Origin of the sequence: Pseudomonas sp. NBRC 111133 (genome assembly GCF_001320605.1) — a bacterium.
Lineage (GTDB): Bacteria > Pseudomonadota > Gammaproteobacteria > Pseudomonadales > Pseudomonadaceae > Aquipseudomonas > Aquipseudomonas monteilii.
Genome location: NZ_BCBJ01000081.1, coordinates 21872 through 39450, shown reverse-complemented (window position 1 = coordinate 39450; position 17579 = coordinate 21872). Strand labels below are relative to the sequence as shown.

Below are 17579 nucleotides of genomic sequence, written 5' to 3'. Positions count from 1 at the left end.
CTCCGCGCTGGATTCTTCGCGGGCACGCCCGCTCCCACAGGGTGGTCGCCCTCGCCTTCAGGCTACCGGCTTGTCTTCCAGCTCCATCCAATCCGCCAGCACCCGGTAGGCGTCTTCCACGCCCAGGCGCTTGGGCGCCGAGAACAGCTGGATGGTCACGCCATCACCCCAGCCCTTGCGGATTTCCGACTGCACTTTCAGCAGGGTGTTCTTGCCCGCGCCGTGGGTCAGCTTGTCGGCCTTGGTCAGCAGGATGTGCATCGGCATGCTGCTGGCCTTGGCCCAGTCGAGCATCATTTTGTCGAAGTCGGTCATTGGGTGGCGCACGTCCATCATCAGGATCACGCCACGCAGGCACTCACGGCTGCCCAGGTAGGCTTCCAGGTGTTTCTGCCAGTGCTGCTTGAGCGGGATCGGCACTTTTGCATAACCGTAGCCCGGCAGGTCGACCAAACGCCGTTCATCGTCCAGACTGAAGAAATTCAACAGCTGGGTGCGCCCGGGGGTTTTCGAGGTACGCGCCAGGCTGGCATGAGTCAGGGTGTTGAGGGCGCTGGATTTGCCGGCGTTGGAGCGGCCGGCGAAAGCCACCTCGTAACCCTGGTCGTCCGGGCATTGTTCGACCTTGGCTGCGCTGAGGGCGAATTTGGCTTTCTGGCAGAGGCCGAGGATGGGGTTCTTGACTTGCATGGGATATCCGATGTGGGTGTTGCCTGACTCTGAAGGCCCGAGCCTGGCAAGCGGTGTCGTTTCCGTTTGGATGGCGGAAGTATATAATGCCCCAGTTTTTGTGTGCTCATTCTCCCAGCGAAGGGGAAGGAGCATGGGGTGTCGAACAATAGCTCGCGCAACAGAACGCAGCGCGGCCCCCAACCCTGAAGGTCGTTCCGCATGGCGAAATGGCTGCTTGCTGTCGGTATGTTCCTGCCGGTTTTCAGCGCACAGGCTACACAGGATCCCGAGGTGTTGTACAACCGCACGTGTGCGGCCTGTCACACCGGGCAGTTGCCACAGGCACCCAGACGGGGTGACCGGGCAGCATGGGAGCCAAGGCTGGCGCAAGGCATGGAGGTACTGGTGAAGCACGTGACCCAGGGTTTCAAGGCTATGCCGCCGCGTGGATTGTGCATGGACTGCAGTGCCGAGGACTACCGTTTGGTCATCCTTTGGATGAGCGGCAGTCCCGATACATAACATTTCACCCTTAGCCGTGTTGGATTAGCTGATGAACAAACTAGTCGTGAGTCTGCTGTTGACCCTGGGTGTCGCAGGTGCGGCCACTGCTGCGCAACCTATCAAAGGCGATGCCGCCGCCGGCCAGGCCAAGACCGCCGTTTGTGGCGCCTGCCACAACCCCGACGGCAACAGCCTGGCACCGAACTTCCCCAAATTGGCCGGCCAGGGCCAGCGTTACCTGGAAAAACAACTGCACGACATCAAGTCGGGCAAGCGCACCGTGCTGGAAATGACCGGCATGCTGGCCGCGTTCAGCGACCAGGACCTGGCTGACATTGCCGCCTACTTCGCCAGCCAGAAAGGCAGCGTGGGGGCCGCCGATCCCAAGCTGGTCGAGCGTGGCCGTGCGCTGTTCAACGGCGGCGACCTGGAAAAAGGAATGCCGGCCTGCACAGGCTGTCACTCGCCGAATGGCGCGGGCATCGCCCTGGCTGGCTTCCCGCACCTGGGCGGGCAGCATTCGCAGTACGTGACCAAGCAGCTCACGGACTTCCGCGAAGGCAACCGCACCAACGATGGCGATGCGATGACCATGCGCACCATCGCCGGCAAGCTGAGCAACCACGACATCGAAGCGTTGGCCAGCTACATCCAGGGCCTGCATTAACTTTCAGTTAATGTTGTAGGCCAATGATGAAAGGGCGGCCGGGCCGCCCTTTTTTCAGTCCGCAGCCGTTACACTACAGAACTCGAGCCCTTCCCGGCCTGTCCTAGTGCAGGTCGCGTCGTGGCGACCCATGACTGCTCAGGAGTAAAGCATGCGTAAACTGATTCTCAGCGCTGCGCTGGTCGCCGCCAGCGTGTTCGGTATGACTGCCGTCCAGGCCGCCGAGCCTGTCGCCGGCAAGGAATACATCGAGCTGAGCAACCCTGTTCCGGTTTCCGTGCCTGGCAAAGTCGAAGTGGTCGAGCTGTTCTGGTACGGCTGCCCACATTGCTACCACTTCGAGCCGGTCATCAATCCATGGGTCGAAAAACTGCCCAAGGACGTCAACTTCAAGCGCGTACCGGCCATGTTCGGCGGCCCATGGGACGCACACGGCCAGATGTTCCTCACCCTCGAAGCCATGGGCGTCGAGCACAATGTTCACGCGGCAGTGTTCGATGCCATCCAGAACCAGCGCAAGCGCCTGACCGACCCTAACGACATGGCCGACTTCCTCGCCACCCAAGGCGTGGACAAGGACAAGTTCCTCGCCACCTTCAACTCCTTCGCCATCAAGGGGCAGGTCAACCAGGCCAAAGAACTGGCGAAAAAGTACGAAATCACCGGCGTACCGAGCATGGTGGTCAACGGCAAGTACCGCTTCGACCTGGGCACCGCTGGCGGGCCGGAAGGCGTGCTGAACGTTGCCGACCAACTGATCGCCAAGGAGCGCGCCGCTAAGTAAGCGGCGTAACCCATGCCCCGCTTCCGAGCCACGCGTGGCATTGGCCTGCACCAGCCGCAGGTCAACGAGCATCACTTGCAGGCTTCTGGCCTGCCCGAGGATGGTCGGCTGCGGCTGCTCAGTTTCAATATTCAGGTCGGCATCAGCACCGAGCGCTACCGGCATTACCTGACCCGCAGCTGGCAGCACTTGCTGCCGCACAATGGTCGGGCCGGCAACCTGCAGAAAATCGGCGAACTGCTGGGCGACTTCGACCTGGTGGCCTTGCAGGAAGCCGACGGTGGCAGTCTGCGCTCGGGTTACATCAACCAGGTCGAGCACCTGGCGCAATTGGGGGCCTTTCCCTACTGGTACCAGCAGCTCAACCGCAACCTCGGGCGTTTCGCCCAGCACAGCAATGGCGTCCTCAGCCGCCTGAAGCCGCAGGTGCTCGAAGACCACCCGTTGCCTGGCCCGGCCGGTCGCGGGGCGATTCTTGTGCGCTTTGGCGAAGGCGAAGATGCGCTGGTCGTGGTGATGATGCACCTGGCGCTCGGCGCCAAGACGCGAGCCCTGCAACTGGGTTATATCCGCGAGCTGATTGGTGGTTATCGTCATCAGGTGCTGATGGGCGACATGAACACCCATGCCACCGACCTGCTGGAACACTCTCCGCTGCGCGACCTGGGCCTGATTGCCCCGCAAGTCGAGGCCACCTTCCCCAGCTGGCGACCACAGCGTTGCCTGGACCATATCCTGCTCAGCCCAAGCCTCACGCTGGAGCGTGTCGAGGTGCTGGCACGGCCAATTTCCGACCACCTTCCCGTTGCAGTCGAGATTCGATTGCCTGATGCATTGACTGTGGATACGCTGCCGGTCTTGAGCTAATTGCCATCACCGTTTGCGGACCCGGGCATGACTGAAGACGCTGAGCGCTGGAAAGAAAAATACCTTAAAAGCATCGAGCAGCAAGAAAAGCTCGAACGCCGGTGGGACGCCCGTCTCGACCTGCTTCGTCGTGGCCTGGTGCGCAGCAGCCTGGCTGCAGAAGGCAGTGACAAGGTGGTGGACGCGTGCATGAAGGAAATGCGCGAAGTCATCCGCAGTGACAACATGGACGCCGGCCTCGCCGGTTTGATCCCGCGCCTTGAAAAGGCGGTGCTGGACTCCGAACAGCGCCGTGAAACCCGCATGAACCAGGTCAGTGATGCGCTCGCCGCGCTGGTTGGCCAATTGCAAGGCCTGTCGTTGCCCAGCGATATCTCGCGTGCGCTGAAAAAACTGGCGAAGAAGCTCGAGGGTGGCGTTGCCCAGTCCCGCGATCTGCCGCCGCTGCTGGGCGAGTTGAGTGGCTTGCAGGGCCGCGCCCTGTCGGCGCGTGGTAAGCCGGAGGATGAGGCCCGGCCCGGTTTCTTGCAGCGCTTGTTCGGTAGCCGCGAGGATGACCCGCAAGGCGAGCCAATACCTGAGCCGGTGGCAGTGCCTGCTGCCGAAGCGCCGCCTCAGGTTGTGCAGCCCCCTCTCGAAGCCCCGCAGCCCGACGATATGGATGCGCTGCAACCGTTGCCGGCCCTTGTCCCTGAAGCCAGCGCAGCGGTCGAACCCGAGCCGGAGCTACAGGGCCCAGCGCTGATCGAAACGGCTGAAACACCCGCCGCCCAGCAACCGCTGCAGGAAAACGTGTCGGAGCCCGACGCGACCGCCAGCGAACCCGTGGCAGCAGCACAATCGACACCCACGCTCGAAGAGACGTTCGGCGAAGACGGCCCTTATGCCCTGCCCTATGCCGTCGAACCCCCCTACAGCCAGGTTGCCTCCCACATCGAGCAGACCCTGATCGGGCTGCTTGATGACCTCAGCCTGCCCGAGCGGCACAAGACCCAGGCGCTGGAAATGCGCGAGCGGGTTGCCCGTGGCCTGAACTGGTACGAGCTGATCCCGGTGCTGGATGACCTGGCTGTGCTGATGCTGGCAATAACCGACAGCGGCCAGCACGAATTCGAAACCTACCTGCAACAGCTCAACGAACGCCTGGAAGGCTTCCAGAGCCACCTGCAGGAGGCCAGCGCCGGCCATGCCGACAACAGCAGTGCTGCCCGTGAACTGGATACCCAGCTGCGCGAGCACGTCGACGGCTTGCAAAGCAGTGTGCAAGGCGCCGCCGATGTGGACAGCCTCAAGCACATCCTGGAAAACCGGCTGGAAGGCCTGTTGGTCACCATGGACGAGCACAAGCTTGAGCGTGATCGCCGCGAGCAGGAGCTGGCAGGCCGCCTGCAAGGCTTGTCGGAGCGGGTGGCGAACATGGAGCATGAAGCGCTCGGTTACCGTGAACACCTGGAAGAGCAACGGCAGAAAGCCCTGCTCGACCCGCTCACCGGCTTGCCCAATCGTGCGGCCTGGAGCGAGCGGGTAGAACGCGAAATACTTGAATGGCAAGAGGCCGGCGGCCATCTGGCCATGGCGATTCTCGACCTGGACCACTTCAAGCGCATAAACGATAGCTATGGGCACCTGGCCGGGGACAAGGTACTCAAGATTGTCGCTGACCAGCTGAGCAAACGCCTGCGTGGTCGTGACTTCATTGCCCGTTTCGGGGGCGAGGAGTTTGTCCTGTTGCTGCCGCAGACGTCACCCGCGGCAGCGGCCCAAATGGCGGAAGTACTGCGCGCCACCGTGGAGGCCTGCCCGTTCCACTTCAAGGGTGAGCGGGTGGTGATCACCACTTCGATCGGCCTGGGGGCGTTTCGCTCTGGCGAGCGTGGCGACCAGGTGCTCAAACGCGCCGATGCGGCGCTGTACCGGGCCAAGGCGCTGGGACGTAACCGCGTCGAGCAGAGCTAGCGTTTGCTGACACTGACTCACGATAAGCGCGGCCATGGGGAGCACGTTATACTGTAGCGCTCATTAACTGAGGCCATTGACGTGCTTTCCACGCTTAAAATAACGCTGATTTCCTTTTTGCTGTTGTCTGTTGCCGGATGTTCGACGGGGTTGCGCATCGACCGCAGCCACCCCTCGGCCAACCAGGATAACCGCATCCAGTTCGTTGTACTGCATTACACCAATGCATCCCTGGAGCGCTCCCTGGCGTTGCTTACCCAGGGTGAGGTGAGCAGCCATTACCTGATCGGCGACGGCCCGGCCACGGTGTATCAACTGGTGGATGAAAACCGTCGTGCCTGGCATGCCGGCGACAGCCAGTGGCAGGGGCGCACCTGGCTGAACTCGTCGTCCATCGGGATCGAGATCGTCAACCCGGGCTTCACCGACACGCCGAATGGCCGGGTCTGGCACCCTTACAGCGAAGCGCAGGTCCAGTCGCTGATCGCGCTGCTCAAGGACATCGTCAAACGTAACAACATCGAGCCTCGGCACATCATTGGCCACAGTGATATCGCACCATCACGCAAGCTGGACCCGGGCCCGCTGTTCCCGTGGAAGCGCCTGGCCGATGCCGGGCTGGGTATCTGGCCTGATGCCAATGCCGTGGCACGCCAACAGGCCTACTTCAGCGTCAACCCGCCAAGCGTTGGCTGGTACCAGCAGGAACTGGCGCGGTTTGGCTATCAAGTCGAGCAGACCGGGGTGCTGGATGTCGCCACCCGCCACGTGATTGCTGCGTTCCAGATGCGCTTCCGTCCGCAGCGTTTCGACGGCATGCCCGATGCGCAGACGGCGGCGATGCTGCAGGTGCTCAACCGGATGCGTTGAGCCTGCAGCGAGGCGCTAAACGGCGAGGATGATTTTTGATCCAGTTGCTATACCTTGGTAATCAACTGGATGCCTTCGATGTCAGCTCTCATTTCTACGCTGCGCCAATTTTTTTACCGTCCCTGGATGCTGGCCACCTTGGCAGCATTGGCCAGCGCAGCACTTTTGCTCACTGCCAGCATCGGCATTGCCCTGCAGCAGATGAAGCAAAGCGAGAGCGAACAGATGAACGCCCAGGGCGAGCGTTTTCTCGACCGCCTCGAGCAGGTTTTCGGCCAGCTGCGCGAAGGGGTCGACCTGCTGCAGGCTCAGCCCTTGCGTGGCTGCAGCCCGGCGATGTTGGCGGCGTTGCAGCAGGTTGGCCTGAGTTCGCGGTTCATTTATGAAGCGGCCTATGTGGATGGTGACGTCGCCTGCTCCAACCGTGGCGATGAGCGGGCATTCGAGCCTTTGCGGGCACCCGACATCCAGGGGCCGACCTACAGCTACTGGTTGAACACCACGACCGAGCCGAACGAGAACCTGGCTGCGTTGATGCTGGGCCGGGGCAAATTCGTGGTCTCCACCTCGCGTGGGCACCTGACCGACGTGGTCGACCTGCCACCGGGCGGCAGCCTGGTGGTGGTGCTGGACAACGGTGCCCGGGCCATACCCGTGCTCGGCCCGCCACAGGTGTGGCCGCCGCCCTCGGCCTGGTCGACCAGCCACAAGTCATTGCTCCAACTCAGTGACCGGCTAATCTACCGCATGCCCACCAAGTCGCCGGATTACCAACTGGTGCTGATTGCCCCACGGGCCAGCCTTCCGCTGAGAATGAATGGCATGCTCTGGCTGCTGTTCCCTGGCAGCGTGTTGGCTGCCTGCTGCATCGGCTGGCTGGTGCTGCAGTTGATCCTGCAACGGCGGTCGATGAGCTCGGAGTTGCAGAATGCCTTGCGCCGTGGAGAGCTGCAGGTGCTCTACCAGCCGATCTTCGAGCTCGACACACGGCGCTGTGTAGGCGCCGAGGCCCTGGTGCGCTGGCGCCGCCCGGATGGCACGCTGACCAGCCCGGACCTGTTTATCCCGTTGGCGGAAAATACCGGGCAGATACGCCAGATCACTGACTTTGTTCTGCAGCGCGTCCTTGAACAGCTGGGGCAGCTTCTGCGCTCGCACCCCAAACTGTACATATCGGTGAACCTCGCCGCCTGCGATGTGATGGTGCCGCGTATTGGCCGGGTGGCGGCACGCCTGCTGGCCCTGCACCGGGTGGCCGCTAGCCAGATTGCGTTCGAGGTGACCGAGCGCGGTTTGATCGACGTGGTGGTGGCTCGTGACAACCTGCAGGCGCTGCGCGCCGTGGGGCATCAGGTGCTGATCGACGACTTCGGTACCGGCTATTGCAGCCTGGCCTATCTGCAAACCCTGCCGGTGGACTGCCTGAAGATCGACAAGGCCTTCATCGATGCGCTGGGCCATGATGCCGCTAGCAGCGGCGTTGCCCCGCACATCATCCGCATGGCGCATGACCTGCACCTGCGGGTGATTGCCGAAGGCATCGAATGCGAGGACCAGGCGGTGTTGCTGAACAGTGAAGGGGTCAATTACGGCCAGGGCTGGCTGTTTGCCCGACCGCTAAACGCCCGGCAGTTTGCCGAGCTGGTAACCCGGGGGCAGCTGCCCCGGCGGGTGGAGCACTGAGTGATCCTGCCCCGGCCACATCGCCGGCGATGAGGCCTGTACAGGCGATACTCAAACTGGCAGCGCCATGTAGAACTGTGTCCCCTGCCCCGGCCGGGAAAACACCCCCATGCGCCCACCATGCAGTTGCACGATTTCCTTGCACAGCGCCAATCCTAGCCCTGCACCGCCCTTCTTGCGCCCTACCTGCACAAACGGTTCGAAAATGCGACCCTGCTGCCCATAGGCAATCCCTTCGCCTGTGTCTTCGACGCTGATGATCACCCGCTCCGCATGCCGCCGCGCATGCAGGCGGATACGCCCGCCGTTGGCGGTATGGCGGATGGCGTTGTGCAGCAGGTTGTCCAGCACCCGATCAAGTTGCGCAACGTCGGCCTGAATACGTGGGAGCGGTGGTTCGAGTGCCTTAATCAGTTCAACCTGCTTGTTTGCTGCCTGTTCGGCAAAACGCAGTTGTGCGCGCTCCAGCAATTCGTCGATGGCACAGGGGGCCAGGTCGAGTTTCTGCAGCCCGCTCTGGTAACGAGAGAAGTTGAGCAGGTCGTTGATCAGCTGGGTAAGCCGCTGCATTTCTTCGCCGATGGTGTCCAGCAAGTCATTCTCGCGTGCCTCAGGCGGAAACTTGACCCGCTCGCGCAACAGCCCGAAGGCCATGTGCATGCCGGTTACCGGGGTGCGCAGTTCGTGGGACGCGCGTAGCACGAACTCACTGCGCACGCGTTCGAAGGCCCGTTGCTCGGTCACATCGTGCAGCACCATCACCGCGCCAAGGATCGGCCCTTGCGGATGGCTCACCGGGGTCAGGCTGTAAGTCAGCAGGCGCGTTTCTTCATCCACCTCCATGGTCAGGTCTTCCGGCGGGCGGTCCAAACTGCCACCGCGCAGCACCTGACGCAGCTGCTGCTCCAGCTCCGGCCGCCGCAGGGCTTCGGCCAGGCTGCTGCCCACGCGGTTATCATTCCAGCCGAGCTGGCGCTGCGCTACCGGGTTGAGGTGTTCCAGGCGACCTTGGCGGTCGATGATCAGCAGGCCATCGTCGATGCTGTCGAGCACGGCCTGCAGGCGCTGCTGCCCGGCCAGCAATTCGTCGACGTTGGTGGCCTGGTGCTTGCGCAAGGCATCGGCCATGAGGCCAAAGCGGCGGGTCAGCTGGTTCAGCTCGGTGGCCTGGGTGACTGGCAGGGTGACGTCAAAGTTGCCCTTGCCCAGCTGGTCGGCTGCTTTGGCCAAGGCTTCGATCGGTTGGCCAAAACGTCGGGCGATGTTGTGTGCAGTAATGAAGCCCAGCACCAGCACCACCAGGCCCGTCAGGCCAAGCACGCCGCTGACCAGCAGGGCGCGGTCACGGCTGTATTCCTCGCTGCGGGTGATGAGGTCCAGCGTCTGCTTGTGGGAATCGATCAGGTCGGTACGCACCTGGTTGAAGGCGGCCCCCAAGGGTTGGTCGACACCCATGCTACGCGCGGGCGCGGGGCTGTCACGGTAGGCTTGCAGGAACGCCTGGTAGTTACTGCCGGCCTTGCTGAAGCCAGTGCGCTCTCCGCCTTGTTCCAGGCCCTGGTTCAGCAAGGCCTGGAAATTTTCTTGCAGCAGCCGCAGGTTTTCCGGGGCCGTGTCTTCATCAAGGATCAGGGTCAACTGTTCGCCAAGGTTCTGCCGCAACTTCAGCCCCACTTCTAGGGCGTGGGTGGTGTCACGCACCAGCTGCTGTTGCACGGTTGCCATCTGCAGCACGCTGACCAGGCCCAGCAGCAGCCCGAGCAAGGCCACCGTGACCAGTGCCGAGATACTCAAGAAAAGCCGCGTGCGCAGCTTCATGGGCGGCCCCTTCATAGGTTGTACTGCTTGCGCTTGCGGTACAGGGTGGAGGCGTCGATGCCCAAGGTTTTGGCGGCCTGGTCGAGGGTGTCGCTGGCAGCCAGCACCGCGCCGATGTGGGCGCGCTCCAGCTCGTCCAGGCTTAGCGCGGCACCCACGCGCGGGGCGTTGCCAGCCGGCTGTTCGCCCATCCCGAGGTGGCTGATTTCCACGCGCTCCTGCGGGCAGATGATACTGGCCCGCTCTACTACGTTACGCAGTTCGCGAATGTTGCCGGGCCAGCGGTAGTTGAGCAGGGCGGTGCGCGCTTCGTCGCTGAAGCCCCGGGCGGGGCGGGAGTATTCCTTGACGAAGCGGGCAAGGAAACGGTCGGCCAGGGTCAGGATGTCTTCACTGCGCTCGCGCAGGGGCGGCAGGTGCAGAGTGATGACGTTCAGGCGGTATAGCAGGTCTTCGCGGAAGCGGCTTTCGCGCACCATTTCTTCGAGGTTTAGGTTGGTGGCGGCCAGGATGCGCACATCTGCACGCCGTGTCACGGGGTCGCCCACGCGCTCGTATTCCTTGTCCTGAATGAACCGCAGCAACTTGGGTTGCAGGGTCAGCGGGAAGTCGCCGATCTCGTCGAGGAACAACGTACCCCCATCAGCCTGGCTGACCCGCCCCAACGTGCTTTCGCTGGCACCGGTAAAGGCGCCGCGGGTGTGGCCGAACAGTTCGCTTTCCATCAGCTCGGCGTTCAGCGACGGGCAGTTGATGGTCACGCAGGCTTTGCGGGCACGTTTGCTCCAGCCATGGATGGCCCGGGCCAACTCGCCTTTACCCGTACCGGACTCGCCAAGAATGAGGATGTTGGCATCGGTGGTGGCGACCTGGCGGGCAGTTTCCAGCACCGCCATCATGGCCGGGCTGTGCGAGTCCAGGCCGTCCTTGGGTTTGCGCATTTCGCCTTCCAGGGCCTCCAGGCGTGCTGAAAGCTGGCGCACTTCCAGCTGCTTGGCGGTGGCCAGGCGCAACTGATCGGGGCTGCATGGCTTGACCAGGTAGTCGGCGGCGCCGGCCTGGATGGCATCCACCGCTGTATCGATTGCCGAATGCGCGGTCACGATCACCACGCGCATCCAGGGTGCCTGAATGCGCATCTGCGCCAGTACGTCCAGGCCGTTGTCCTCGCCCAGGCGCAAATCCAGGAAGCAAAGGTCGAACACCTGGCGCTGCAACAGCGTTTCGGCCTGGGCGGCGCTGTTGGCTGTGGCCACGCTGTAGCCTTCGTCTTCCAGGCAGTAGCGGAAGGTGCGCAGGATCGCGGACTCGTCATCCACCAGCAGAATGCGGCCTTGGTTGTCCTGGGCTGATTCCATTTCCTACGCTCCTTAGGGATAGATCTTCATTTAGTGTGGGAAAAATCGGGCAAGTTGCATGGTCGATTCTGAAGGATTCTGTCCTCTGCATGCTAGCCAATGGCCAATTGACGCCTGGAAGCTGCGTTAACCCGATGATTTGCTTAGAGGCACGGGATGGCACATTGGTTGCGGAGGTTTTTTGTTTTTGCCTACAAAAAACGGCCTCTCGCTTTGTTCCGCCCGTGATGCTGACTTCCAGGGCCGATCGTGCAATTCGCACGACCATACAGGCGGCATCGTGCAGGATACGTCCCTGTCGAACGGTTATGTAACTACTAACTTATTGATTTTAAAGGTATTTTTTAAAATCAAAAGGCTGGCATGCAGGCTGCAATTACCTGTTCAGGTTTGAACAACAATTACAGCAGGAGGAGCCGGCATGAACCGCCAATCCGTCAACCGCTCGCAGAACGTCGCCCTGCCCCTGCGCCAGATGTTGTCTGTCGGCATGGCGCTGCTGCTGACCTTGGCCGCTGGCCTCTTCTATTACAGCTGGCAGACCGCGCGCTTGGCTGAGCAAGTGGCCGCGCAGACTGCGCTGTTGACGCAGATTCAGGCAACCCGTGCCAATACCCTGGTCAAGGCAGCTGACCCATTGCCGGCCGGCCAGGCCTCTGCCTCACCGGCCACCCTGGAAAATGTCGTACCCCAGGACCGTTGGGTCTTCTGACCTGCCGGCCGCACCGATTCTGAAAAAGAAAGGAGAACCACCATGCTGAGCTGGGCTATCACTTTCCTCATCATCGCCATTGTCGCTGCCGTACTGGGCTTCGGTGGTATCGCGGGCGCTGCAACGGGTATCGCGAAGATCCTGTTCATTGTCTTCCTAGTGTTGTTCGTAGCCTCCTTCTTCTTTGGACGTGGACGAGGTTGAAGATGGGCAGGAAGCTTTGTACAGCCCTGGCTGCCGCCCTGTTGTTGGGCGGCAGTGCGGCGGCGATGGCGGCCAATGACGGCCAGGTCCGGGTCGACCAGTTGCTCGGCTCGGACCCGGAGTACCGGGAAACCTGGCAGGACACGATCAAAGGCGAGGAACGCCTGCCCGATTGGGTGGTTAATCTCACCGGCAGTGCCCAGCACCAGATGTCCGCCACTACCGAAGATGGTGACAAGTACCTGGTCGGCCCGTTGTGCGAGGCGCAGGACAACTGCACGTACAAGCGGCTGATCGTTGCGTTCAGCTGGGACAAGGAGGATGCCTACGGGATGCTCGTGGAGGTACCCGAAGGCTTGCCGAGCGACAAGTCGCCTACACGCCATGCGCAATATCGCTGGCTGGGCGACCCTGACGACGGCATGAAGGCAATGCTGCAGGAGCAGCTAAAGCGTGACCCGAACTGGTACTGAGCATTTATTGCCGGTAAGGATGAAAGGTCATCGACTGTCACGTAATAGAAGCTGAACCTTTCTATATTTCAGCCTTCTATGATGCGCCGCCCCGAGGAGGGGCAGCACATGACCAAGGGGCCGGGCTGTTCTGATTGTTGCAGGATCGGAGTGGCCTAGGGGTACAGGGAGTGCCTCCAGCGATGGGCCGGGTCAGGAAAGGCGGAATCGGAAGTATCAGGTCGGCGGTGTCACAGGGATACCTGACCAGACCTGACTTCCGAGGAGCCATGTAGGAATCGCCCTCTTCCTTGCGCGATTTCATCCCTGAGACACATTTTGTCTCGACCGTACATCAAATTTTTTTCGGCCTTGCGGGTCCTTCTTCAAGTGGCATTTCGGCCATTCGGATTGTCGAACAAGCCATCTTTCATGCCCTTTGTGTACCGTCAAATCTGCCGAAATATGGCGGTTTGGTCTTGTTCGGGATTCCGAACGTTATAAATCAAGCACTTGCGAACCCTCTGTTTTGGCATGAAATATTATGCATAATCGGTATGGGGCATGCGCTTCCGGCATTAGATTTCCCCCTTTCCCATCGCAATAGTTGCCGCCTTTTTCGCTGGTCAGAGCGCCCTGTCGCTCGCCTGCGGTGTCCTTACATGAAGTCGCCAGACGGGTGCGCTTGAAGCCAGAGGCCTTGCCAATGGCTCTGTTACGCGTGTTTTCGTCGGGTGCCATGACCACTAGAACAAAGGGTAAAGACATGAAGAAGGCAAAACTTAGCCTCGCCTGGCAGATCGTCATCGGTCTCGTCCTGGGCGTTGCAATCGGCGCGCTACTGAATCATTTCAGTGCAGAAAAGGCATGGTGGATCAGCAACGTCCTCCAGCCCGCCGGTGACATCTTCATTCGCCTGATCAAGATGATCGTCGTCCCGATCGTGATTTCGTCGTTGATCGTGGGTATCGCCGGGGTTGGCGATGCGAAGAAACTCGGCAGCATCGGCCTTAAGACCATCATCTACTTCGAAGTGGTGACCACCATCGCCATCGTCGTGGGCCTGGTGTTGGCCAACCTGTTCCACCCGGGCGCCGGCATCGACATGAGCACCCTGGGTACCGTGGACATCTCCAAGTACCAGGCCACTGCGGCCGAGGTGCAGCATGAGCACGCGTTCATCGAGACCCTGCTGAACCTCATTCCGTCGAACATCTTCGCAGCGCTGATGCGTGGCGAAATGCTGCCGATCATCTTCTTCTCGGTCATGTTCGGCCTGGGGCTGTCGAGCCTGCAGGCCGAGCTGCGCGACCCACTGGTACGCACCTTCCAGGCCGTATCGGAAACCATGTTCAAGGTCACCCACATGATCATGAACTACGCCCCGATCGGCGTGTTCGCCCTGATCGCCGTGACCGTGGCCAACTTCGGCTTCAGCTCGCTGCTGCCACTGGCCAAGCTGGTACTGCTGGTGTACTTCGCCATCGCCTTCTTCGCCTTCATGGTGCTGGGCCTGGTTGCCCGCGTGTTCGGCTTCTCGGTGATCAAGATCATGCGCATCATGAAAGATGAGCTGATTCTGGCCTACTCCACCTCCAGCTCCGAAACCGTGCTGCCGCGCGTGATCGAGAAGATGGAGAAGTATGGTGCGCCGAAGTCGATCTGCTCGTTCGTGGTACCGACCGGCTACTCCTTCAACCTCGACGGTTCGACCCTGTACCAGAGCATCGCGGCCATCTTCATCGCCCAGCTCTACGGTATCGACCTGTCGTGGAGCCAGCAGCTGCTGCTGGTGCTGACCCTGATGGTCACCTCCAAAGGCATCGCTGGTGTGCCGGGCGTATCGTTCGTGGTGCTGCTGGCCACCCTGGGCAGCGTGGGTATCCCGCTGGAAGGCCTGGCCTTCATCGCCGGTGTCGACCGCATCATGGACATGGCCCGTACCGCGCTGAACGTTGTAGGCAACGCCCTGGCAGCACTGGTCATCGCGCGTTGGGAAGGCATGTACGACGCCGCCAAGGGCGAGAAGTACTACGCCTCGCTGATGGCCAACAAGCAGGAAGCCGCAGTGGTTGGCGAAGCCGCCAAGCGCTAAGCCTGATAGCTGTATGACGAAGAGCCCCGACTTGTCGGGGCTTTTTGCTGTCTGTAAGGATCGCGGGCACCTGCACCGGCCTCATCGCCGGCAATGAGGCCGGTCCAGGCAACTTCCGCTATCATTCGGGCATTTTTCAGGGGGAATACGCGGATGCTCAACGGCCTTTGGCTTGGCTTTTTCCTGGTGGCGGCAGTGTCCGCCCTGGCCCAATGGCTGGTGGGTGGTAATGCCGGGATCTTCGCGGCAATGGTCGAAAGCATCTTCGCCATGGCCAAGCTGTCGGTCGAGGTGATGGTGCTGCTGTTCGGCACACTGACCCTGTGGCTGGGCTTTCTCAAGATCGCCGAAAAGGCCGGTATCGTCGAATGGCTGGCCAAAATGCTAGGCCCGCTGTTCGCCCGCCTGATGCCGGAAGTGCCGCCCGGGCACCCTGCCCTGGGCCTGATCACCATGAACTTCGCGGCCAACGGCCTGGGGCTGGACAATGCCGCTACGCCGATTGGCCTGAAGGCCATGCGCGCGCTGCAGGAGCTCAACCCCAGTAGCACCACAGCCAGCAACGCGCAGATCCTGTTTCTGGTGCTCAACGCCTCGTCGCTGACGCTGCTGCCGGTGACCATCTTCATGTACCGGGCCCAGCAAGGCGCGCCAGACCCGACCATGGTGTTCCTGCCCATCCTGCTGGCCACCAGTGTCTCGACCCTGGTCGGCCTGCTGTCGGTGGCGGTGATGCAGCGCCTGCGCCTGTGGGACCCGGTGGTGCTCGCCTACTTCATTCCCGGCGCGTTGCTGCTGGGAGGCTTCATGGCGTTTCTCGGCACCCTGTCGGCCGCCGCGCTGGCCAGCCTGTCGTCGGTCCTGGGCAACCTCACACTGTTTGGCGTGATCATGCTGTTCCTGGTGATTGGCGCACTGAAGCGGGTGAAGGTGTATGAAGCCTTTGTCGAAGGGGCCAAGGAAGGCTTCGATGTGGCCAAGAACCTGCTGCCCTACCTGGTGGCGATGCTGGTGGCGGTGGGTGTACTGCGTGCTTCAGGCGCCCTGGAGCTGGCCCTGGACGGTATCCGCCATGCGGTGAACTGGCTGGGCCTGGACACCCGCTTCGTCGAGGGCCTGCCCACAGCACTGGTCAAGCCGTTCTCTGGCAGCGCAGCGCGGGCCATGCTGATCGAGACCATGCAGACGCAGGGTGTAGACAGCTTCCCGGCCCTGGTGGCGGCGACCATCCAGGGCAGTACTGAAACGACCTTCTACGTGCTGGCCGTGTACTTTGGCGCGGTGGGTATCCAGCGCGTGCGCCACGCGGTCGGTTGCGCACTGCTGGCCGAGTTCTCAGGCGTGGTCGCTGCGATCTTCGTCTGCTACTGGTTCTTCGCCTGAACCTTGCGTTGTGCCTGGCTGGCCTGGTCGACGGTCCAGGTCACAATCTGCCCCACCAGCTGGTCGCTGGCCTGGCCGAAACCGGCGACCACCGCTGACACCTGCTTGTCGGCCAGCGGCTGGCGGATCTCGAAACGCTTGCTGGCGAGGATACGCTGGTTGCGGCCCTGAACCAGCCGAGCGTCATAGCGAATCACCACCTCCACCGCGCCGCCCGGGCGGTACTCACTCTGGAATGCCTGCAGCTCGCCAGCCAGCTCGTAGTCGGCCTGCAGGTTGCTGTCGTCGGCGCTCAGGCGCTGTACCTGGCCATCACGCTGGAAACCATCGAGCAAGCGGTTGCGCAGCAGCACCGGGGCCGCATCGCTCCAGCGCGCACCTTTGTAGCTGCTGACCACATCGCCCTGTGGAATCACGGCAATGCGCGGGCCGGCCAGCACCTCACTGGCCAGCGGCTTGTTCAGCCGCAATGACCAGTCCAGCGGCGCTGCCGTGCGGCTGGGCTGGTTAACCGGCAAGCGATAGAGGTCGACGGGTTCGCTCTTGGGCAGGATCGAGCAGGCACTGGCCAGGCTCAGCGCGGCCGCCAGGGCCAGCAGGCGCAGCGACGGTTTCATGGCTGGAACTCCTTGTTGTTGTCGCGGCCGAGCAGGTAGCCGCTGGGGTCGGCCTCCAGTTGCCGGGAAATACCTTTGAGTGCGTTAAGGGTTTCGCGCAGTTCGCGAATGGCAGGGGTGAGCTGGTTTAGGCCCTGGGCGCCGTCGCCGATAGCCTCGCTGTTGTTTTTCAGCAGATTGTTGATGGTGGCAGTGCTTTCGGCCAGCGACTGCATGGCCTGCTCGGCGCTGCCGATCGCCTGTTTGCCTTCGCTGCCCAGCAGGCCGTTGGCATTGCGCATCAGCGCCTGCGTTTCGGCCAGGGTGGCGCTGGCCTGCTTGCCCACCTGCACCAGTTGCTCGATGGCCTCGGCGATGCTGCCGTGCTGGCCGGCGAAGGCACCGGTGGTCTTGTCGAGGTTGGCCAAGGTGCTGCTGAGGTGGCCGATATTGTCTTCGGAGAACATCTGGTTGGCGTTGTGCAACAGCATGTTGATGTTGGTGACCAGGTCGCTGCTGTCATTGAGCAGGCGCGAGATGGGCGACGGCGAGGCGATGATGACCGGCAGCTTGCCGTCCTTGCCCTTCAGCTCGGGGCTCTGTGGCGTACCGCCGCTGAGCTGGATGAACGCGTTGCCGGTCACGCCGGCCAGGGTCAGCTTGGCCTGGGTGTCTTCCTTCACCGGGGTATCCCCGCTCAGGCGAACGCGGGCCAGTACCCGGCGCGGGTCTTTCGGGTCTAGGCGCAAGGTGGACACATCGCCCACCTTGATGCCGTTGTACTGCACCGGGCTGCCACGGGACAGGCCGGAAACGGCCTCGTTGAACACCACTTCGTAGTCCTTGAACGCGTCGTCGACACTGGACTTGGTCAGCCACAGGCCAAACAACATGGCGCCGGCTACCACCAGGACGGTGACCAGGCCGATTAGTACGTGATGGGCTCGGGTTTCCATTG

16 protein-coding genes and 1 pseudogene are annotated in these 17579 nt (G+C 62.0%); 12 read left to right on the top strand and 5 right to left on the bottom strand.

Going from position 1 to position 17579, the window contains the following annotated elements; translation table 11 throughout:
• Positions 1–57 precede the first annotated feature (57 nt).
• Positions 58–690: a ribosome biogenesis GTP-binding protein YihA/YsxC gene (gene yihA, locus APH36_RS18990; protein WP_019099202.1), complete on the bottom strand. Its 633-nt coding sequence runs from the start codon at positions 688–690 to the stop codon at positions 58–60.
• A gap of 201 nt (positions 691–891) precedes the next feature.
• Between yihA and APH36_RS18985 the strand changes: the two genes are divergently transcribed.
• The 7 genes and pseudogenes from APH36_RS18985 to APH36_RS18955 all read left to right on the top strand — a co-directional run bounded on the left by APH36_RS18985 (position 892) and on the right by APH36_RS18955 (position 8003).
• Complete coding sequence (locus APH36_RS18985; protein WP_016712845.1) at positions 892–1194, top strand: cytochrome c5 family protein; 303 nt, start codon at positions 892–894, stop codon at positions 1192–1194.
• A 31-nt stretch (positions 1195–1225) separates the two neighbouring features.
• Complete coding sequence (locus tag APH36_RS18980) at positions 1226–1843, top strand: cytochrome c (protein ID WP_016712846.1); 618 nt, start codon at positions 1226–1228, stop codon at positions 1841–1843.
• A gap of 151 nt (positions 1844–1994) precedes the next feature.
• On the top strand, positions 1995–2627 hold the full coding sequence (gene dsbA / locus APH36_RS18975; protein ID WP_060499823.1) for a thiol:disulfide interchange protein DsbA: 633 nt from the start codon (positions 1995–1997) through the stop codon (positions 2625–2627).
• 34 nt (positions 2628–2661) lie between these two features.
• Positions 2662–3494, top strand: a pseudogene (locus APH36_RS18970) (endonuclease/exonuclease/phosphatase family protein).
• Between the two features lie 27 nt (positions 3495–3521).
• The gene (locus APH36_RS18965; protein ID WP_060499821.1) at positions 3522–5450 is read left to right on the top strand and encodes a GGDEF domain-containing protein; all 1929 of its coding nucleotides are present in this window, start codon (positions 3522–3524) and stop codon (positions 5448–5450) included.
• An 81-nt stretch (positions 5451–5531) separates the two neighbouring features.
• Complete coding sequence (locus APH36_RS18960; RefSeq protein WP_060499820.1) at positions 5532–6320, top strand: N-acetylmuramoyl-L-alanine amidase; 789 nt, start codon at positions 5532–5534, stop codon at positions 6318–6320.
• A gap of 78 nt (positions 6321–6398) precedes the next feature.
• Complete coding sequence (locus tag APH36_RS18955; RefSeq protein ID WP_060499819.1) at positions 6399–8003, top strand: EAL domain-containing protein; 1605 nt, start codon at positions 6399–6401, stop codon at positions 8001–8003.
• Positions 8004–8054: 51 nt separating this feature from the next.
• On the opposite strand, the gene APH36_RS18950 is transcribed toward APH36_RS18955, so the two are convergent.
• Both APH36_RS18950 and algB read right to left on the bottom strand, forming a co-directional pair.
• The gene (locus APH36_RS18950; RefSeq protein ID WP_060499818.1) at positions 8055–9836 is read right to left on the bottom strand and encodes a KinB sensor domain-containing domain; all 1782 of its coding nucleotides are present in this window, start codon (positions 9834–9836) and stop codon (positions 8055–8057) included.
• On the bottom strand, positions 9833–11179 hold the full coding sequence (gene algB / locus APH36_RS18945) for a sigma-54-dependent response regulator transcription factor AlgB (protein ID WP_060499817.1): 1347 nt from the start codon (positions 11177–11179) through the stop codon (positions 9833–9835). Before algB ends, APH36_RS18950 begins: the two co-directional genes overlap by 4 nt.
• Positions 11180–11600: 421 nt before the next feature.
• On the opposite strand from algB, the gene APH36_RS18940 reads away from it, so the two are divergent.
• From APH36_RS18940 to APH36_RS18925, 5 genes are all read left to right on the top strand, one after another.
• The gene (locus APH36_RS18940) at positions 11601–11891 is read left to right on the top strand and encodes a hypothetical protein (RefSeq protein ID WP_060499816.1); all 291 of its coding nucleotides are present in this window, start codon (positions 11601–11603) and stop codon (positions 11889–11891) included.
• Between the two features lie 42 nt (positions 11892–11933).
• On the top strand, positions 11934–12095 hold the full coding sequence (locus tag APH36_RS30960) for a DUF1328 domain-containing protein (protein WP_003252966.1): 162 nt from the start codon (positions 11934–11936) through the stop codon (positions 12093–12095).
• Positions 12096–12097: 2 nt separating this feature from the next.
• The gene (locus tag APH36_RS18935) at positions 12098–12568 is read left to right on the top strand and encodes an inhibitor of vertebrate lysozyme family protein (RefSeq protein ID WP_060499815.1); all 471 of its coding nucleotides are present in this window, start codon (positions 12098–12100) and stop codon (positions 12566–12568) included.
• 745 nt (positions 12569–13313) lie between these two features.
• Positions 13314–14642 (top strand): glutamate/aspartate:proton symporter GltP, encoded by a 1329-nt coding sequence (gene gltP / locus APH36_RS18930; RefSeq protein WP_060499814.1) that lies wholly within the window; start codon positions 13314–13316, stop codon positions 14640–14642.
• Positions 14643–14795: 153 nt separating this feature from the next.
• The gene (locus APH36_RS18925; protein ID WP_060499813.1) at positions 14796–16025 is read left to right on the top strand and encodes a nucleoside recognition domain-containing protein; all 1230 of its coding nucleotides are present in this window, start codon (positions 14796–14798) and stop codon (positions 16023–16025) included.
• Here APH36_RS18925 and APH36_RS18920 read toward each other — a convergent pair.
• Positions 16007–16642 carry an ABC-type transport auxiliary lipoprotein family protein gene (locus APH36_RS18920; protein WP_060499812.1) on the bottom strand — a complete coding sequence of 212 codons (636 nt, stop codon included), beginning with the start codon at positions 16640–16642 and terminating at the stop codon, positions 16007–16009. The two genes, APH36_RS18925 and APH36_RS18920, sit on opposite strands and share 19 nt — an antisense overlap.
• Positions 16639–17577 carry an MlaD family protein gene (locus APH36_RS18915; RefSeq protein WP_060499811.1) on the bottom strand — a complete coding sequence of 313 codons (939 nt, stop codon included), beginning with the start codon at positions 17575–17577 and terminating at the stop codon, positions 16639–16641. The genes APH36_RS18920 and APH36_RS18915 overlap by 4 nt, the downstream gene beginning before the upstream one ends.
• Positions 17578–17579: the final 2 nt, after the last annotated feature.